Origin of the sequence: Streptomyces sp. DH24, from assembly GCF_029813775.1 — a bacterium.
Taxonomy (GTDB): Bacteria; Actinomycetota; Actinomycetes; order Streptomycetales; family Streptomycetaceae; genus Streptomyces.
Map to the genome: position 1 here is coordinate 89,244 of NZ_JARVKW010000002.1, position 17,744 is coordinate 106,987.

Below are 17,744 nucleotides of genomic sequence, written 5' to 3' on the forward strand. Positions count from 1 at the left end.
CAACGGCGCATCGTCGCGCCCGCCCACGTGCTCCCCCGCGCGACGACCGCTCCGCCACCCCGACCTCGACAGGATCAGGGCGGCACCGGCGAGCGTCCGCACGGCTGACGGGCCGTCGGCCTCAGCCGCGCAGGTCCAGCTCACCGACTGTCTGGTCGCCGCTGGTCTCCCCGGTCGGACGGAATCCGAGCCCGAGGTAGAAGCCCTCGGGTCCGTCCGCGCCCGGGTGCCAGGTGGTGGTCAGGCGGGTGCCGCCGCGCCGACGGATCTCGGCGGCGACCGACTCCACGGCGAACCGGCCGTAGCCCCGGCCCTGTTCGCCGTCCGCGATGGTGAGGCGCCACAGGCCGGAACGCACGTCGGTTCCCGTGCCGTCGCCGCTCCAGTCGATGCCGAAGAAGGCCATGAGGAAGCCGACGGGCCGCTCACCGTCGACCACGAGGCGGGGCCATGCGACGCCGGGGTGGACATACGCCTCGGCCAGCGACGTCACGACCGGCGCCACCAGGTGCTCCTGATCCGGGCGGACCCGCAGACCGATCGCCGCTTCGAAGTTGGCGGGGGTGATCTCCCGCAGCCCGAGTGTGGTCGTCATCCGGGGACCCTCGATTCGGTTGCGGCGGCGCTGGTCGACCGGGTGAGGATATGTCCCGGAACGGCGCGACGGACGGCGGTGCCTGCCCGTACGCGTCAGGACTGACGCCCCCGAACGCCCCCTCACCGCAGCGCGGCGGCGAATCCCACCAAGGGCATCACATTTCCTTCACGAAAACTCTACTCTTGGTGCTCCAACGTTCAACCAGGGGGCGACATGACCAATCCGTACGTGCCGACAGGCGCGCCGGCGCCGAAATGGGCACGCAAGCGCTACGTGCTGCCCGCGCTCGGCCTCGCCTTCTTCCTCGGCATCGGAGCCGGTGCCGGCGGCTCGCAGCCGGACGGCGACGCGAAGCCGGCCGTTGCCGAGGCGCGGCCCACCGCGACGGTCACCGCCACTGCCACCGTGACCGCGCAGCCCGAGACCGAGCCCGAACCCGCGCCCACCGTCACGGAAACCGTGAAGGTCAAGGTCACCCGGACCGTCACCGCCGAGCCGGCCGCAGATCCCGGCACCGACGAAAGCTCCGGCGGCAGCGGCGGGGGCAGCGTCTCCTACGACAACTGCGCCGCGGCACGGGCCGCCGGAGCCGCCCCCGTCCACCGGGGCGACCCCGGCTACGGCCGTCACCTCGACCGTGACGGCGACGGGACCGGCTGCGACTGGGGATGACGCGCGACACCCACCGCGCCGCGACGGGACCGCGGAGAGCGCGCCGCACCTCTACCCGGCGACCGCCTCGCGGTCCGCGCGGAAGCGTGAGGTGCAGGGGTGTTCCTCTCCCAGAGCCGCCGTGCTGACGTCCACCACCGTCTGCATCAGCGCCCGGGCCTGACCGGTCCGGCCTGCGGCGCTCAGCACCAGCGCCAGGTCGGCCTGGGCCCTGAGCGTGTCCGGGTGTTCGGCGCCCTGGTGGCGCTGCCGCACGGCGATCACCTCGCGGGCGACGGTCTCCGCCTCCGCCAGCCGGCCCACCGTGCGCAGGATCCCCGCCAGGAGGTGGCGCGCGGACCAGCTGTCGCAGTGCCCGGGGCCGAGCACCCGGTCGATGTCCCGCAGCGCGGCACGCACGACGGGCTCGGCCTCGTAGGGCCGGGTGAGGGACAGCGCGCGGCCGAGGCTGAGACGCGCGGTCAGTGCCGCGGGATGGTCGGCGCCGAACGCTCGCAGGGCGTGGTTGACGGCGGTGCGAGCGAGTTCGTAGGCCTGCGCGCACCGGCGTTGTTCGCCGACGTTGTCGGCCAGCCGGGCCATCGTGGTCAGCGTGGCCGGATGGTCCGGGCCCAGTAAGGACTTCTGGCCTTCGAGGGCGTGCTGCAACTGGACCTCGGCGCGCGTGTGGCGGGCGAGTCCGTTCAGGGCGAGCGCATAGTCGGCGCGGGCCTGCAGGGTGTCGGCGTCCTCGGTGTCCGGCCCCGTGGGCGGACGGCCGAGGACCCGGGCGTAGAGCCGCACCGAGGCGGCGAAGTCACCCTCGCGAAGGGCTTGTCGGGCCTGTCGGACGCTGGCGTCCGTGGTGGGCGCGGTCATCGAGGCTGATCCTCCACGCGTGATCGAGTACGGGCCGGGCGAACACGCCCCTCTCCCCCGTTGACTCACGGCCGCTGTCGGTGCGGACAGCGGCCGACGGCCGGCGAGCCACCGTGCCGGGCGGGCCGGTCGGGCCGGGCGAACCGGAAGGAACGCCGGCGGCCGGCACCGGGGCGGCGGTCGCCCGACCCCGGCGACTGCGGACCGTGGCACGCCGACGAGCGGCGGTCACCCGGCCCCGGCGGCTGCCGGCCGCGACACGGTCCGAGCGGGCGATACTCGACCCGGCCCGACAGGACACCCCGGCCGGCGCCGCCGACGGGCCGTCCCCCTGCCTCCGGCCGACGAGCGCGACGGCGTCGGGGCGCGGCTCTGCGCCGTCGCGACCGGACGGGGACCCGCGGGCCGCGGCCGTGCGGGCCCCGTTCCCGGCGGCCGGTCCCCGCGTTCCCGTACTCCGCGCCGCCCTGCCGCCGCGAAGTGCGGAACCGCGCTCTGCCGGACCCGGCGGGGCCCGGCGCGGGGCCGGGCGTCCCGCCGCCCGCGGTCAGGCGTTCAGTCGGACAGCGGGCCCCCACCCAGCCGTTCGAACTGCTGCTGCACATTGGCGGCGAAGGCCTGCGGCTCGGCCCCGGCGTAGCCCTGTCCCGAGGTGTTCATGGCCACCGTGAGGACGCCCTTGAACGGCGCGCCCGGGGAGGTGCGCACCGGTGTGCACAGGAAGCTGAAGTCCTGCGGCATCGGGGCGTCGCACGTGCGGAGCGCCACCTGCGGCACCGTGGTGGGCCGGCCCGTGGCGAGCGCGTCGTCCATCGCGTTGAAGACCCCGACGGCGTCGAGGCCGGGCAGCACCTGGCGGCCCGGGCTGAACTGGCGGACCATGCCGAAGGCCTGGCCCTGCCTGCCGTTGGCGTAGCGCAGCAGGTGCTCGGGGCCTTCGGTGAGCATGATGGGGAACGGCGCCCCGTCGAAGACGGCGAAGAGTTCCTGCTGCTGGGCGAGCAGGCTGTCGCGCAGCCGGAACTCGGACAGCAGGGTCTCCGTCAGTTCGTGCATGCCCTGGCGCAGTTGGCGGTCCCAGGCGCGGGGCTTGAAGTCAGCGACGCACACGGTGCCGAGGATCATGCCCGTGTTGTCGCGCAGCGGAGTGCCCAGGTAGGAGCGCACTCCCAGGTCGTTGACCAGCGGGTTGCCCTTGAAGCGCGGGTAGTCGAAAACGTCCTCCAGGGCGAGCTGGGTCTGCTGGGCGACGACGTGGGGGCAGAAGCCGTAGTCGCCCGGCGCCTCGCGCGCGAGGTTGCTCAGGTCGAACGGTATGCCGCCGCCGTCGGCGTTCGCGGTCTCCTCGGGGGAGGAGGTGGGCACGTACATGCCGCGGAACATCTGCCGCTCGTCGTTGATGAAGTTGACCATGGCCAACGGAGCATGGGTGAAACTGGCCGCGAGGCGCGCAATACGGTCAAAGGTGGCTTCCGCCTCCACCGCATTGAGGCCGAGAATCCTCAGCCGCAGCGTCCTCTGTTCGCCGGCGAGACGATCGTGTTCGGATGACAGGGATTCCATGAGGTCCGATCAAAGCAGAGATCCGGCCGCGATGGGCCACCCCTCTCGGTCATTCCCCGCTCTCCTGCCACATCGTCAACACTTCCGGTACCAGGATGACTTGGCGCGGGGCGCGGTCCGGAGCGTACTCCGAGGCCGGTCGACAGGTGGCCATTCTGGGATTCTGTCCACGTTTCTCGATGTTTGAACCAGCAGCGATCACTTCCCGTCATTTCTTGGTTGACGCAGAACCGAAACGATTTTGCGCCTGACAATCGTGCGATGGGCTTGTTTTCGACACCGACGCCACCCGACCAACGTGACAGACGACACTCGAACGAACCTTCGAGCCCGGGGCGGCGAGGGCCTCGGCGGTGGGTTTTACCCACGTTCACACCGCCCGTCTGAAGGGCAGCACCCCTTGGGGTCCCGCCCGGACCTGGCCCGTTCACAGTGGCCACCGCGTCAAGCGTCTCGCCGGAAGCGGGAGTTACGTTGGAGCAAGGTCAACAACGTCATAACGTACGGACAGTGGCGATCGCATGGAACGGAGTGCTCTCAATGAACAGGTCCGACGTGGACGCTCGGTCGGTGGCGGTGATCGGCATGGCCTGCCGGCTGCCCGGTGCGTCAGGACCCGACCAACTGTGGGCTCTGCTGCGCGCCGGCGTGGACGCCACCAGCGAGACGCCCGGTGACCGGTACGACGTCGACACCCTTCATGCCCCCGGGCCCGCGCAGGGCCGCATAGCCGGTCGCCGCGGCGGCTACGTCGACGGCGTCGCCGACTTCGACGCCGAGTTCTTCGCCATGTCCCCCACCGAGGCCACCGAACTCGACCCGCAGCAGCGCCTCTTGCTCATGACCGCCTGGGACGCGCTTGAGGACGCCGGTCAGCGTCCCGACCTGCTGGCGGGCAGCCGGACCGGGGTGTTCGTCGGCAACGCCCGGGCCGACTACCTCGAAGTCGCCCTCCGGCGCGGCCAGGAGACCGTGACGGCCGCCAGTCTCAACAACTTCCGTTCACTGCTGCCCGCCCGGCTGTCCCACTTCTTCGACTTCCGCGGCCCCAGCGTCGTGGTGGACACCGCCTGCTCCTCGTCGCTCGTCGCCGTGCACCAGGCCGTGCAGAGCCTGCGGGCCGGGGAGAGCCCGCTCGCCCTGGCCGCCGGGGTGAACATCCCGCTGCGCGCGGACGAAAGCCTGGTGCTCAGCCACGCCGGTGCCATGGCAAGCGACGGGCGCTCCAAGTTCGGCGACGCGGGCGCCGACGGGTACTCCCCCAGCGACGCCGTGGCGGTCGTGGTGCTCAAGCCGCTGGCCGCCGCGCTGGCCGACGGCGACCGCATCCGCGCCGTCATCCAGGGCAGCGCCGTCGGCAACGACGGCCGCACCAGCGACACCGTCCTCAACCCGTCGCTGCAGGGCCAGCTCGACGTGCTGCGCTGGGCGTACGAGGACGCCGGGGTGGACCCGGCCGACGTCGACTACGTCGAGGCGCACGGCTCCGGATCGCCCACCCTCGACCCGCTGGAACTGACCGCGCTGGGCCGGGTGCTCGGCGCGGGCCGCCCCGCGGACCGGCCACTGCTGGTCGGTTCGGTCAAGACCAACATCGGGCACGCCGAGGCCGGCGGCGGCATGGCCGGTCTGATCAAGACCGTGCTGTGCCTGGAGCACGGCCAGGTGCCGGCCAGCCTGCACCTGGACACCCCCCATCCGGGCGTCGACTGGGACCGGCTGCCGATCACCGTGCCGCGGCGGCTCACGCCCCTGCCCGACCGGGGCAGAGCGGCCGTCGCCGGAATCTGCGGGCAGGGCTCCTCGGCCCTCAACGCCCACGTGATCCTCCGGCAGGCCACCTTCCCCGCCGCCCCGGCCCACCCGGCCCCGGACGGCACACCGTACGTACTGGCCCTCTCCGCGCACAGCGCCGCCGCCCTCGACGCGCTGGCCCGGTCCTACGTCGAGTGGCTGTGCCCCGACGGCGCCGGAGCCTCGTACTCGGTGCGCGACATCTGCTACAGCGCCCTCGCGCGGCGCGGGCACCACGCCCACCGCAGGGCCGTCCTCGGCAGCAGCCACGCGGAGCTGGCGGCGGCCCTCACCGGGTCCCCGCAGCTGGACGGGCGCCCCCTGTCGGCCGTCGCCGACCGCTACCGCAGAGGCGAGGACGTGGACTGGACGGCCGTGTTCGGCGCGCCCGGGCGCTTCGTGCCGCTGCCTGCCTACCCGTGGCAGACCCGCCGGTACTGGCCCGGAGAGGAGCACGACGACGGCACGGGCGACCTCGCTGCCTGGGTCCTGCGCGAACACGCGCGCACCGGCTTCGACGACACCTCCTCCCTCACCGACATCGGCATCGACTCGCTGGCGAAACTGCGGATCGTGGTGGAACTGGCCAAACGGTGCCAGCAGGAGGTCGACCCGGAGGGGTTCGGCCGGCTGCGCACGGTCGGCGAGCTGCGGCAGTGGACGCGCGAGCTGCAGACGGCCGGCCGATGAGCGAACCGCGCACCGTCTACGACTGGTTCGCCCGCTCGGCCGCGGCCCATCCCGGCGAGACGGCCCTGGAAGTCGCCGGGAGACAGCTGACCTACGGGCAGTTGCTGGACCTCGCCGAGCGGCTCGCCGCCCGCCTGCCCGACGCGGCCGGCGGCGCGCCCCGGCGGATCGGGCTGCTCGCGGCGCGTTCGGTGACCGCGTATGCCGGTTACCTCGCCATCCTGCGGGCCGGGGCGGCCGTCGTGCCGCTCAACCCCGAGCATCCCGCCTCGCGCACCGCCGAGATCGCCGCGGCGGCCGGCCTGGACCTGGTCCTGGCCGAGGATCCCGGCGCCGCGGGGGACCTCGGTGTGCCCGTCCGGGCGGCCGGGCCCGCGGAGCTGGCCGCCCTCGCCGACGGGCCCGCGCCCGACGTGCCGCACCGGCAGGCCGGCCCGGACGACCTCGCGTACATCATCTTCACGTCGGGTTCGACCGGCGCCCCCAAGGGCGTGCCGATCCGGCACCGCAACATCTGTGCCTATCTGGAGCAGGTCGCCGGCCGCTACGGCATCGGGCCCGGCAGCCGCCTGTCGCAGACCTTCGAGCTGACCTTCGACGGCTCCGTCCACGACCTGTTCGTCGCCTGGGCGGGCGGCGGCACGCTCGTCGTGCCCGAACGCAGCCAACTGCTGTCCCCGGTGAAGACCATCAACAACCTGCGGCTCACCCACTGGTTCTCCGTGCCGTCGCTGATCTCCTTCGCCTCCCGCCTCGGCACCCTCAGGCCGGGCAGTATGCCGTCGCTGCGCTGGAGCGTCTTCGGCGGCGAGCCGCTGACCCTCGACGCGGCACGCGAGTGGCGCACGGCCGCTCCCGGCAGCCGCCTGGAAGTCCTCTACGGACCCACGGAGCTGACGATCTCCTGCACCGCCTACCGGTTCCCCGACGACATGGCCGACTGGCCGCACACGCCCAACGGCACGGCCCCGATAGGAGACTGCTACCCCGCCCTGGACATCCTGCTGCTCGACGAGGAGGGCCGGCCCGGCGACAGCGGCGAGCTCTGCGTGCGGGGCGCGCTGCGGTTCTCCGGCTACCTGGACGCGGCGCACAACGCGGGCCGCTTCCTCACCGACGACCTGCGCCCGGCCGACGCGGGCCCGCCCCCGGAACGCCACTGGTACCGGACCGGCGACCGGGTCACCGTGCGGGACGGTCATCTGGTCCATCTGGGGCGGACCGACCACCAGGTCAAGATCCGCGGTCACCGGATCGAACTGGGCGAGATCGAGGCCGCGTTGCGGCAGCAGCCGGGGGTGCGCGACGCGATCGCCGTCACGGTGCCCGCCGCGGACGGCGAGTCGGAGCTCCTGGCGGCCGTCAGCGGCTCCGGCTGCGACCCCGACCGGCTGTACGCGGCGCTGGGCAGCCGGCTGCCGCCGTACATGATGCCGCGTCGGATCGCCGCCCTGGACCGGCTGCCGCTCAACCCGAATGGCAAAATCGACCGCCGTGCCCTGCTCACCGAACTCGGCCACGCTCGCTGACCGCCTGCGTCGACCGGCCTTCCCCCACACTTCCCCGACTCATCCACGTCTGTTGTGAGGCATCCGCATGTACGACGCCATCGTTGTGGGGGCGCGCTGCGCCGGCGCGTCAACCGCCCTGCTGCTGGCCCGCGCGGGGTACCGGGTACTCCTGGTCGACAAGGGGACATACGGCTCCGACGTCCTGTCCACGCACCTGATCCACCAGCCCGGCGTGGCGGCGCTCGCCCGCTGGGGTCTGCTCGGCCAGGTGCGCGCCTCGGGGTGCCCGCCGCTGACGCGCACGGTGTACGAGGTCGCCGACATCCGCATCGAGGGATGCGCCCGGGGGGTGGAGGGCCACCACGAGGGCTTCGCGCCGCGGCGGCGCGTCCTGGACGCCCTGCTGGTCGACGCGGCGAGCGCGGCGGGCGCCGAGTTCCGTGAGCGCTGCCGGGTGACCGGCCTGCTGCGGGACGAGTCCGGGCGGGTCGTCGGCGTCGAGGGCAGCCACCGCGGACGGGCGTTCACCGAACGCGCGCACCTGGTGATCGGCGCGGACGGCATGCGGTCCGCCGTCGCCCGCCTGGTGGCCTCCCCGTACACCGTGCACGATCCGCAGCTGACCTGCGCCTACTACACGTACTGGCAGGACGTGCCCGCCTGCCTGGAGCTGTACGAGCGGCACGACGGCTGGGTGGCCGCCGTGCCCACCAACGACGCGGCGACCCTGGTCCTGGCCTACTTCCCGCAGTCCCGCTTCGACGAGGTCCGCACCGACGCCGGCCGCGCCTACCGGGAGCAGATCCGCAGCACCGCGCCCGCGCTGGCCGACCGGCTGTCCGGCAAGCAGCCGGTGGAGCGCCTGCGCGGCACCGGCGACCAGCAGAACTTCTTCCGGCAGGCCAACGGCCCCGGCTGGGTCCTGGTCGGTGACGCCGGTCACCACAAGGACTCCATCACGGCCCGCGGCATCAGCGACGCCTTCTGGCAGGTGGAGCATCTGGTGCGGGAGCTGGAGGGCACGCTGGACGGCGATCCCGCCAAACTGGACGCGGCGCTCGCCCGGTTCGCCGAGGCCCGGGACGACCATCTGACGCCGGGCTACGAGGCCACCCTGGGGGTCGCCCGGCTGGACCCGCACGAGCAGCGCCTGTCACTGCTGCGGGCCGTGCAGTCGGACCCCGAACTCACCGCGATCTACTTCGACATGGTGGCCGGGATCGCCTCCGCCGGTGACCTCTACACGCCCCGGCTGCTCGCCCTGTTGTGACGCCGTGCGGGGCCGGAGGGTACCGGGCAACAGCCCCATCGGGGCGCGAAGTTCTCAACTCCCCAGTTCATCAATACAAGTTGCCCGGACTCAAGGTGACGCTGCGCGACGCTCCTGATAACGTGCAGCTCGCGCGATGTTCGATCACAGTGCGCCACCAGGCCACTGCGCGGGGAAGGTCGGCGCTGCGCACCCCCAAGACACCGGTGTATCGCTGCTGCACGAGGAATCAGATGCCAGGCACCCGCGACCGGCGGCCACGTCACCGCTCCGCTCCTCGCAGAACTCTGCGACCCTCGTTCGTCGTCCCGTTCCTCGTCCCCGCGGTCTGCCTGGGCGGGCTGTGGGGCTATACGGCGGCCACCCTCGTGGACGAGCAGATCCAACTGCACGCGGACGCGGACCACATATCGGCCGCCCGTCCCGTCCAGGAGGTGCTGTCGCGGCTGCAGGACGAGCGCCGGCTCACCGCCCTGTGGCAGGCGGGCCGCTCCGGCTCCGCCCGCAAGGACCTCAACGCGGCCCGTGAGAAGACGGACGCCGCCATCTCCCAGTTCCGCCGGGGCACGTCCGCCCTGGACACGACGGCCCTCCGGTCGGAGACCCGGGCGCTCGACGTCGCGCTGGAGGCGCTGGCCGACCACCGCGAGGCCGTGGACGCCCGGACCCTGCCCGCCGGTGACGCGTTCGCGTTCTTCACCGACGCCCTCTCCCAGGGCCTCACGCTGCTCGCCTCGGCCGTGCACAGCGAGGACGCGGAACTCGACCGCGGCGGCGACGCCACGATCGCCCTGGCGCAGATCACGGAGATGCTCGCCCGTGAGGACGCCCTCCTCGCCGGTGCCCTGCCCGGCGGCCGGCTGAGCGCCACGGACCGCACCCGGTTCTCCCAGTACCTGGCCGTCCAGCGGGCGGTCCGGGCGCGTCTGGCCACCCGGGACCTGCCCGGGGACGCGGCCGAGGCGTACCAGCGGATCACCGGGGGCTCCCCGTGGGGCACGGTGACCTCCGTCGAGCAGGCCGTCAGCGGGGGCGACGGGAACTCCCTGCCGCAGCAGGCGTCGTCCTGGCCGACGGCCGCCGACAACGTCGTCGGGGGCTTCCAGAGCCTGGGCACCGACTCCCTGGACGCCCTGGCCGACGAGGCGACCGGCCGCTCCGACGAGCTGATGCTGGCCACGCTCCTGGGCACGGCGGTCACGCTGGCGGCGCTGGCCGGTGGCGCGGTGCTGGCCCTGCGCGCCCGGCGTTCCACCACCGGCCGGCTCTCCGAGATCCGGACCACCACCCAGCAGTTGGCGGCGACCAGGCTGCCCGACATCCTGGCCCGTACCGCGCGGGGCGAGCAGGTGGAGCCGGTCGCGCTCACCCAGCACCAGCAGACGGCCGACGAGTACGGGCAGCTCTCCGCGGCCATCGACCAACTGGTCCAGGTCGCCGCGGACTCCACGCTGCAGCAGTCCCGGGGCCGCGAGGGCACCGAGAAGGTCGTCGCCCAGCTCATCCGCCGCGCCCAGATCCTGATCCACCGTCTGATCTCGCTGCTGGACGACCTCGAGCGCAAGCACGAGGACTCGGACCTGCTCAAGGACATCTTCCGGGTCGACCACCTGGCCACCCGTGTGCGTCGGCACACGGAGAACCTGATGATCCTCAGCGGCGCCGCGCCCAACCGCCGTATGACCCCGCCCGTCCCGGTCACCGACCTGATGCGCAGCGCGGTGTCGGAGACCGAGCAGTACACCCGGGTCAGGGTGCGGAACACGCCGGCGGACCGGCGGCTGGCGCTCAGCGGCAGGGCCGTCGCCGACGTCACGCACCTGCTCGCGGAGCTCATCGAGAACGGCACCAGCTTCTCCCCGCCGCACACCCAGGTGACGGTCAGCGCGCAGCGGGTCGGCAAGGGCCTGGCCCTGCACGTCGAGGACCAGGGTCTCGGCATGCAGCCGGAGCAGCGCGAGCGCGCGAACGAACTGCTCGCCCGGCCGCCCAAGGTCGACATGACGGCGCTGGGCGAGGACCCGCGCCTCGGGCACTTCGTGGTGGCGCGGCTCGCCGAGCGGCACGGCATCAAGGTCGCCCTGCGCGAGTCCGACTACGGCGGGACCCTCGCCGTGGTGATCGTGCCCGTCGAACTGCTGGAAGAGGTCTCCTCGCCCGTTCTCGACCAGCTCGAGTCGTCCGTCACCGCCGGCCGGCCCCTCGAAGGCCGGGCGGATGCCCCGCCGGCGGTCGCCGACGAGGTGAGCGACGGGCGTCACGAGGCTCTCGTGGGCGCGTCCGCGGACCCGGTCGCGGGCGACGTCATCACCCACACCCGCCTGTCGGACAGCAGCGGTTTCCCCGAGTACGGAGGTGCAGGCCTGTTGCCCCCACCGTCGGATCACCCCGTACCACCGGCACAGGAACCGGCCGAGCCGCCCGCCCGGCGGACGATGCCTTCCTCCTCCGCCTACCGCGAACCGCGGCCGGAGCAGCAGGTGCCGTCCGCGGGACACGCCTCGTCCCCGGGCGGGCCGTCGGGTCTGCCGCGCCGCGACAGGGGGGCCGCGCGGCGCCGGCCCGCGCCCTCCGGGCAGGGTTCCGTCCCCGCCGGGCAGGGGCTGACCACCTCCGGTCAGGCTCCCGTGCGGGACACCCCCCGGCCGCCCACGACTCCCTTGCCTGCCTCGTCCCCGGTGCCGGACGCCCCCCGTCCGCTGACCACTCCCTCGGTGCTGCCGCAGCGGGTCAAGGGAGCCAGCCTGGCGCAGCAGCTTCGTAAAGAGGCGGCGCAGGGCATCGACCGGCAAGAGGACGACGAAACCATCTCGCCGGTCGCGTCGGCCCGCGCGATGAGCGCCATCCACCAAGGGCTGAAGCGGGCCTGGACGGCCCAGGACGACGAGCCGCCCGGTGCCTTCGGGCGGCAGGACGATTCGGCAGGACCCAGTGCCCACGAACTGTGAGGAACGCATTCGCAATGACTGAGCAGGTACACACCGGACCTCAACTGGACTGGCTCCTTGATGCCCTGGTGGACCGGATTCCGGAGATCCGCTGCGCTATCGTGCTCACCGGAGACGGCCTCCTCATCGGCAAGTCCAAGGAGATGCTCCGCGACGACGCCGAGCACCTGTCCGCCGTGGCCTCGGGTGTGCACAGCCTCGCCCGCGGCGCCGCGCGTCACTTCCACAGCGGGTGGGTCCAGCAGACCGTCATCCAGATGGAGAAGGCGTTCCTCTTCGTCACGGCGGCGGGCAAGGGCGCGCGTCTGGCGGCCCTCGCCTCGCAGGAGGTGGATGTCGGGATGATGGCGTACGAGATGGGCACACTCGTCAAACAGGTGGGCCAATACCTGTCGGCGGCACCTCGCGTGCAGTCCCCTGACGGCTCCATCCACGATGCGTGAACCGCGGTGGCGCGACGGCCCGGAGGCCGGGCGCTACCTACGGCCCTACGCCATCACGGGCGGACGTACCCGCCACAGCCAGCACGCGTTCACACTGATCACACTCATCGTCGCGCGGTCCGAGCAGGAGTCCGACCATGGTCATCTGGAGCCGGAGGCGGCCCAGATCATGGACCTCTGCCGGGACCGCGCCCTGGCGCTCGCGGAGATCGCTGCCTTTCTGGATCTGCCCATCAGCGTGGTGAAGGTGCTGTGCGGGGACCTGCTCGACGACGAGCTGATCATCGTCCAGTCACCGCCCGGGCGGGAGAGCCAGCCGAGCGTGGAACTCATCGAAAGGGTGATGGATGGTATCCGTCAACTCTGAGCCGGTCATGCCGACCGCGCTGAAAATTCTCATCGCGGGCGGTTTCGGCGTCGGCAAAACCACCATGGTGGGCTCGGTGAGTGAGGTTCCTCCGCTGGAGACGGAGGAGCGCATGACGGAGGCGAGCCTCGGCATCGACGACCTGTCCGGTGTGGAGGGCAAGTCGTCGACGACCGTGGCGATGGACTTCGGGCGCATCACGATCGCACCCGACCTGGTGCTGTACCTGTTCGGCACCCCGGGTCAGGACCGTTTCTGGTTCATGTGGGACGACCTGGCCGTGGGTGCCCTCGGCGCGGTCGTCCTCGCCGACACCCGGCGGCTGGAGACGTCGTTCGCGTCCATCGACTTCTTCGAGGAGCGCGGCATCCCGTTCGCCGTGGGCGTCAACTGCTTCCACGGGCGCCGCGACTGCACCGTCGAGCAGGTGCGCGCGGCGCTGGCCCTCGATCCGGCCACCCCGGTCGTCCTGTGCGACGTCCGTGACCGGTACTCCAGCAAGCAGGTGCTGCTGTCCGTCCTGCAGGCGGCGCGCACCCGCGCCGCCACCCACCACACACCTGTGGGCCTCGGCCACTGACCGTGTGAGCACCCGGAACCGGGTGCGGGCCTGTGCGACGGGTCTGCACCCGGTTCTTGCGCGTCCGCCGCTTCCCGGGGCGGCGGGCTTCGCACCGGAGCGGCGAGAATCCCGGCGCACGACTCTTGACCCACCGTACCTACTGGTCAGTACGCTCGGGTCATCCCTCAGCGACACCGGTGTCTCCTCCCCTCCTGCGGCACGGCGAGCCGACCGCCCGGCACGTCCAAGAACGCCGCAGGCACCGCTCCCGTGACCCGGGCAGCGTCCAGCGCACTCTCCCCGCCGGAAAGCGCCGTCGAGCGTTTTCCCCACCCCACCCCGTGAGGTCCGCGTGAAGAGATCCCTCGTGACCGCGACTGCCGCCGTGGCCGGCGCCCTGCTCGCCGTTCAGGCGCCGGTGGCCGCCCAGGCGTCGACCGGTTCCCGCTTCGGCCCCGGCAGTCATCCCGTCCTGTTCGTGCACGGCTACAACGGCGCCGGCAGCAACTGGAACACCATGGCCGACCGTTTCCGGGCCGACGGCTGGCCCTCCTCCCACCTGGACCAGTGGACGTACGACTCACGCCAGTCGAACGGTGTCACCGCCCAGCAGCTGTCCGCCGAGGTCGACCGGCTCCTGGCCGCCACCGGCGCGACCGAGGTCGACATCGTCACCCACTCCATGGGCGGGCTCTCCTCCCGCCACTACCTCAAGAACTTCGACGGGACCTCCAAGGTCGACGCCTGGGTGTCGCTGGGCGGTCCGAACCACGGAACCGACACCGCCAACAGCTGCTTCGACACGTCCTGCACCGAGATGCGCCCCGGCTCCGCCTTCCTCACCGCTCTCAACTCCGGTGACGAGACACCGGGTTCGCCGCGCTACGCGACCTGGTGGTCGCCCTGCGACGCGGTGATCAACCCGGACAGTTCCGTCTCCCTGTCCGGCGCGGTCAACACCCGGACCGCCTGCCTCAGCCACTCGGGCCTGCTCACCGACGCGACGGTGTACGCCCAGACCCGCGACACGGTCAACGGCTGACCTCCGCGCACCCCCCTGATCCGACGAACCTGACAGACAGGGCACAACCATGCGGATGCCTTACGGGTCACACCTGGCAGGAGCAAGCAACTCCACGCCTTACAAGGGGGAAAGATGCGCTTCACTCGCTCTGCCATGGCCGCCGCCGCGTTAGCGGCCCTGTCGATCGGGACGACGACGGCCCTGGCCTCGCCCGCCTCCGCCGCGCCCAACACCACACCGCAGAAGGTCTGCGGCAGCGGCTACGCCACCGTGAACTCGTCGCCCGTCGGGTCGCTGGGCACGGTCTACCTGACCTACAACGCCTCCAACGGCAGGAACTGCGTCGCGACCATCCGCAACAACCCGGGCACCGCCATGGAGATGTCCGCCTGGGTCTACGTCCCCGACACCGAGATGGGCGACGCCGACTCCGGGCAGTACACGTCCTACGCTGGCCCGACCTACGTCTACGGCAAGGGGCACTGCGTCGACTGGGGCGGCAACATCGGCAACGTGTACGTGGCCGTGTACGGCTCCAACTGCGGTTCGCTGAAGGAACACCGGGTCACCTACACCCGCTGACCACCGCTTCCGCGCCGCCCCGCACCGGGGGCCGCGCGGGATGCCGCAGTGGTCCCGCTCGCCCTGGCAGAACACCCGCAGGCCCGCCAGGGCGAGCACCCATGAGACGGACCGAACGGCATACGCCCCGGCACGTCCCCCGGTCGGCCGCGCGGGGTGAAAGTTATTGACAGGCCACTCGGCGCTGATGAAACTAACTTCCACCCATGGGGAACACTCCCGTCCGCATGGCATCCCCGACGATGGAGGGGCGCCGTATGACCCCGCATCTGCAGCATCAGGCCGAAGAGACCGCCCAACCGCCGCGCTCGCGCAGAGCCCTGGTGGCGGGGTCCGTGGGCAACTTCATCGAATGGTACGAATTCGGTGTCTACGGATACTTCGCCACCATCATCGCCGCCAACTTCTTCACCCCTGACGGCGGAAGCGATGCCGAAGGGCTCGTCAAGACGTACGCGTCCTTCGCCCTCGCCTTCTTCTTCCGCCCGATCGGCGCGGCCGTCTTCGGACGCCTGGGCGACCGGATGGGTCGGCGCCCCACGCTGATCCTCGTCATCCTGCTGATGACCGGCGCCACCACCTTGATCGGCCTGTTGCCGACGTACGCCACGCTGGGTGCCGCGGCGCCCTGGCTGCTCACCCTGCTGCGCATCGTCCAAGGGCTGTCAGCGGGAGGGGAGTTCGGCGGCGCCGTTTCCATCATGACGGAGTTCGCCCCGCCGGGCCGGCGCGGACTGTACGGAGCCTGGCAGTCCTTCACGGTGGCGCTCGGCCTGCTCGCCGGTGCCGGCATCGCGGCCGTGCTGGCGAGCCTGCTGACCGAGCCCCAGCTCAACGACTGGGGCTGGCGGCTGCCGTTCCTGCTGACGCTGCCCCTGGGTCTCGTCGCCCTGTGGCTGCGCCTGAAGCTCGAAGAGACGCCTTCCTTCCGGCGGACCCGAAGCGGGCCGGAGGCTCCGTCCGCGGGCGGAGGAACCCCGCGGGCGGTGCCGCCCGCCCCCGCGCGTGAGGTGGCCAAGGCCATCGCGCTCGGTGCCGGCCGGCTCATGGGCTGGTCAGCGGCGGGGTACACGTTCCTGGTCGTGCTGCCGTCCTACCTGCAGAGCACGCTCAACGCCTCGTTCCAGCAAGCCCTCGTCGCGACGGTGCTGGCCAACCTGGGTTTCGCGGCCTCCATCATCCCGGCGGGCGCTCTCAGCGACCGGATCGGCCGGCGTGCGGTGATGACGGCGGGTGCGGTGCTGGTGGCCGTCCTCGCGTTCCCGCTGCTGCACGTGTTGCAGGACGCCGCCGCCTCGACGGCCGTCAAGGGTGTCGCCGTGTTCGCCGCGGGCGCGGTCGTCGGCCTGATGGCCGGCCCCGGCCCCGCCATGCTCGCCGAGATGTTCCCGACCCGCGCCCGCTACACCGGCCTCGGCCTGGCGTACTCCCTGTCCAACGCCGTCTTCTCGGGGTGCGCCGGCCTGATCATCACCGAGGTGATCCAGCGGACCGGCAACATCGACATCCCCGCGTACTACGTGGTCGTGACCTGCGCCGTCAGTACGCTCGCCCTCCTCACCCTGCGCGGCGACGACCACCGCCGGGCGCTGCGCGACTGACGGCCCGCCGGGCCGGGAAAGAGGTGTGCGGATGAGGGTCGTCGGACTGATGTCGGGAACGTCCCACGACGCGGTCGACGCCGCCGCGGCCGATCTGGAACTCCGGGGAGACAGCATCCTGCTCACCCCACTGGGGATGGTGAGCTCGCCCTACCCGGAGGAGTTGCGGGCCGCTCTGGCCGCCGCGCTGCCGCCCGCCACGACCACGATGAAGGACGTGTGCCGCCTGGACACCCGGATCGGCCAGGCCTTCGCGGCGGTGGCCGCCCGGGCCGACCGGGAGTTGTGCGGCGGACGCGCCGAACTCGTCACCTCGCACGGCCAGACCGTCTACCACTGGGTCGAGCACGGCCGGGTGCACGGCACGCTGCAGATCGGCTCGCCCGCCTGGATCGCCGAGGCCACCGGCTGCCCGGTGGTGTCCGACCTGCGCACCCGTGACGTCGCGGCGGGCGGCCAGGGCGCACCCCTGGTGAGCGTCTTCGACACCCTGTGGCTGCACGGCCGACCCGGCGTGGCCGCCGCCCTGAACCTCGGCGGCATCGCCAACCTCACGGTGGCCGCCGGGCCGGGCGACCCGGTCGCCTTCGACACCGGCCCCGCCAACGCCCTCGTGGACGCGGCGGTGCACGCGCTCACCGACGGCCGCCTGGACTACGACGAGGACGGGGCCCTGGCCGCCCGGGGCAGCGTCGACGCCGCTCTGCTGCGACGGCTCCTGGACGAGCCGTACTACGCGAAGCCGCCGCCGAAGACGACCGGCAAGGAACTGTTCCACTGGCCGTACCTGCGGGCCGCGTTGGACGACTGCGACCCGCTCCCGATCGAGGACGTCGTCGCCACCGTCACCGGGCTCACGGCCCGTACGGTCGCCGACGCGGTCCGCTCGGCCGGGGCGAGCGAGGTCGTCGCCTCGGGCGGCGGGACCCGCAACCCCACCCTCATGGCCATGCTCCGCACCGCGCTGGGCGGCATCCCGCTGCGCACCTCCGACGACCTCGGCATGCCGTCGGCGGCCAAGGAGGCCTACGCGTTCGCCGTCCTGGGGTTCCTGACGGTGCACGGGCTGGCGGGGACGGTCCCCGCGTGCACCGGTGCCCGCCACCCCAGCGTCCTCGGCTCGATCACGCCCGGTCGCCGGCCGTTGCGGCTTCCGGAACCCGCGCGGGTCCCGCCCCTGCGCCTGCGCATGGTGCCGGCTTCAGGTTCGGGAGTCGCCGCAAGCGAGGCATGACGCGGAAGGTGAGGCGGCCCTTCGGGG

General features: G+C 72.4%; 15 protein-coding genes. 12 read left to right on the forward strand and 3 right to left on the reverse strand.

Annotation, left to right across the window (positions count from 1 at the left end):
• Positions 1-121: 121 nt before the first annotated feature.
• Positions 122-595 (reverse strand): GNAT family N-acetyltransferase, encoded by a 474-nt coding sequence (locus QC282_RS02075; RefSeq protein WP_279547405.1) that lies wholly within the window; start codon positions 593-595, stop codon positions 122-124.
• 216 nt (positions 596-811) lie between these two features.
• Between QC282_RS02075 and QC282_RS02080 the strand changes: the two genes are divergently transcribed.
• On the forward strand, positions 812-1,270 hold the full coding sequence (locus QC282_RS02080; protein WP_279547406.1) for an excalibur calcium-binding domain-containing protein: 459 nt from the start codon (positions 812-814) through the stop codon (positions 1,268-1,270).
• A gap of 51 nt (positions 1,271-1,321) precedes the next feature.
• Here QC282_RS02080 and QC282_RS02085 read toward each other — a convergent pair whose 3' ends face one another.
• Positions 1,322-2,128: a tetratricopeptide repeat protein gene (locus QC282_RS02085; protein ID WP_279547407.1), complete on the reverse strand. Its 807-nt coding sequence runs from the start codon at positions 2,126-2,128 to the stop codon at positions 1,322-1,324.
• 555 nt (positions 2,129-2,683) lie between these two features.
• A complete protein-coding gene (locus tag QC282_RS02090) occupies positions 2,684-3,691 on the reverse strand; it encodes a GAF domain-containing protein (RefSeq protein WP_279547408.1) in 1,008 nt (335 codons plus the stop codon).
• Positions 3,692-4,231: 540 nt separating this feature from the next.
• On the opposite strand from QC282_RS02090, the gene QC282_RS02095 reads away from it, so the two are divergent.
• From QC282_RS02095 to QC282_RS02145, 11 genes are all read left to right on the forward strand, one after another.
• Positions 4,232-6,175 carry a polyketide synthase gene (locus tag QC282_RS02095; protein ID WP_279547409.1) on the forward strand — a complete coding sequence of 648 codons (1,944 nt, stop codon included), beginning with the start codon at positions 4,232-4,234 and terminating at the stop codon, positions 6,173-6,175.
• A complete protein-coding gene (locus tag QC282_RS02100; RefSeq protein ID WP_279547410.1) occupies positions 6,172-7,704 on the forward strand; it encodes an amino acid adenylation domain-containing protein in 1,533 nt (510 codons plus the stop codon). The genes QC282_RS02095 and QC282_RS02100 overlap by 4 nt, the downstream gene beginning before the upstream one ends.
• A 67-nt stretch (positions 7,705-7,771) precedes the next feature.
• Entirely contained in the window at positions 7,772-8,956 is a 1,185-nt protein-coding gene (locus QC282_RS02105; protein ID WP_279547411.1) for an NAD(P)/FAD-dependent oxidoreductase, read from the forward strand.
• A gap of 233 nt (positions 8,957-9,189) precedes the next feature.
• Entirely contained in the window at positions 9,190-11,904 is a 2,715-nt protein-coding gene (locus QC282_RS02110) for a nitrate- and nitrite sensing domain-containing protein (RefSeq protein WP_279547412.1), read from the forward strand.
• A gap of 14 nt (positions 11,905-11,918) precedes the next feature.
• Positions 11,919-12,347, forward strand: coding sequence for a roadblock/LC7 domain-containing protein (locus QC282_RS02115; RefSeq protein WP_279547413.1), 429 nt, complete (start codon positions 11,919-11,921; stop codon positions 12,345-12,347).
• The gene (locus QC282_RS02120) at positions 12,340-12,714 is read left to right on the forward strand and encodes a DUF742 domain-containing protein (RefSeq protein WP_279547414.1); all 375 of its coding nucleotides are present in this window, start codon (positions 12,340-12,342) and stop codon (positions 12,712-12,714) included. Before QC282_RS02115 ends, QC282_RS02120 begins: the two co-directional genes overlap by 8 nt.
• Positions 12,695-13,294 carry an ATP/GTP-binding protein gene (locus QC282_RS02125; protein WP_279547415.1) on the forward strand — a complete coding sequence of 200 codons (600 nt, stop codon included), beginning with the start codon at positions 12,695-12,697 and terminating at the stop codon, positions 13,292-13,294. Before QC282_RS02120 ends, QC282_RS02125 begins: the two co-directional genes overlap by 20 nt.
• A 349-nt stretch (positions 13,295-13,643) precedes the next feature.
• Positions 13,644-14,318, forward strand: coding sequence for a triacylglycerol lipase (locus QC282_RS02130; protein WP_279547416.1), 675 nt, complete (start codon positions 13,644-13,646; stop codon positions 14,316-14,318).
• Between the two features lie 114 nt (positions 14,319-14,432).
• The gene (locus QC282_RS02135) at positions 14,433-14,882 is read left to right on the forward strand and encodes a spore-associated protein (protein WP_279547417.1); all 450 of its coding nucleotides are present in this window, start codon (positions 14,433-14,435) and stop codon (positions 14,880-14,882) included.
• A 257-nt stretch (positions 14,883-15,139) separates the two neighbouring features.
• Positions 15,140-16,483 (forward strand): MFS transporter, encoded by a 1,344-nt coding sequence (locus tag QC282_RS02140; protein ID WP_279547418.1) that lies wholly within the window; start codon positions 15,140-15,142, stop codon positions 16,481-16,483.
• A 31-nt stretch (positions 16,484-16,514) separates the two neighbouring features.
• Positions 16,515-17,717: an anhydro-N-acetylmuramic acid kinase gene (locus QC282_RS02145; RefSeq protein WP_279547419.1), complete on the forward strand. Its 1,203-nt coding sequence runs from the start codon at positions 16,515-16,517 to the stop codon at positions 17,715-17,717.
• Positions 17,718-17,744 lie beyond the last annotated feature (27 nt).

Bases quoted from the DNA above. Each gene is read 5' to 3' on its own strand.
- QC282_RS02075 (WP_279547405.1), bottom strand. From the start codon at position 595: ATGACGACCACACTCGGGCTGCGGGAGATCACCCCCGCCAACTTCGAA.
- QC282_RS02080 (WP_279547406.1), top strand. From the start codon at position 812: ATGACCAATCCGTACGTGCCGACAGGCGCGCCGGCGCCGAAATGGGCA.
- QC282_RS02085 (WP_279547407.1), bottom strand. From the start codon at position 2,128: ATGACCGCGCCCACCACGGACGCCAGCGTCCGACAGGCCCGACAAGCC.
- QC282_RS02090 (WP_279547408.1), bottom strand. From the start codon at position 3,691: ATGGAATCCCTGTCATCCGAACACGATCGTCTCGCCGGCGAACAGAGG.
- QC282_RS02095 (WP_279547409.1), top strand. From the start codon at position 4,232: ATGAACAGGTCCGACGTGGACGCTCGGTCGGTGGCGGTGATCGGCATG.
- QC282_RS02100 (WP_279547410.1), top strand. From the start codon at position 6,172: ATGAGCGAACCGCGCACCGTCTACGACTGGTTCGCCCGCTCGGCCGCG.
- QC282_RS02105 (WP_279547411.1), top strand. From the start codon at position 7,772: ATGTACGACGCCATCGTTGTGGGGGCGCGCTGCGCCGGCGCGTCAACC.
- QC282_RS02110 (WP_279547412.1), top strand. From the start codon at position 9,190: ATGCCAGGCACCCGCGACCGGCGGCCACGTCACCGCTCCGCTCCTCGC.
- QC282_RS02115 (WP_279547413.1), top strand. From the start codon at position 11,919: ATGACTGAGCAGGTACACACCGGACCTCAACTGGACTGGCTCCTTGAT.
- QC282_RS02120 (WP_279547414.1), top strand. From the start codon at position 12,340: ATGCGTGAACCGCGGTGGCGCGACGGCCCGGAGGCCGGGCGCTACCTA.
- QC282_RS02125 (WP_279547415.1), top strand. From the start codon at position 12,695: ATGGTATCCGTCAACTCTGAGCCGGTCATGCCGACCGCGCTGAAAATT.
- QC282_RS02135 (WP_279547417.1), top strand. From the start codon at position 14,433: ATGCGCTTCACTCGCTCTGCCATGGCCGCCGCCGCGTTAGCGGCCCTG.
- QC282_RS02140 (WP_279547418.1), top strand. From the start codon at position 15,140: ATGACCCCGCATCTGCAGCATCAGGCCGAAGAGACCGCCCAACCGCCG.
- QC282_RS02145 (WP_279547419.1), top strand. From the start codon at position 16,515: ATGAGGGTCGTCGGACTGATGTCGGGAACGTCCCACGACGCGGTCGAC.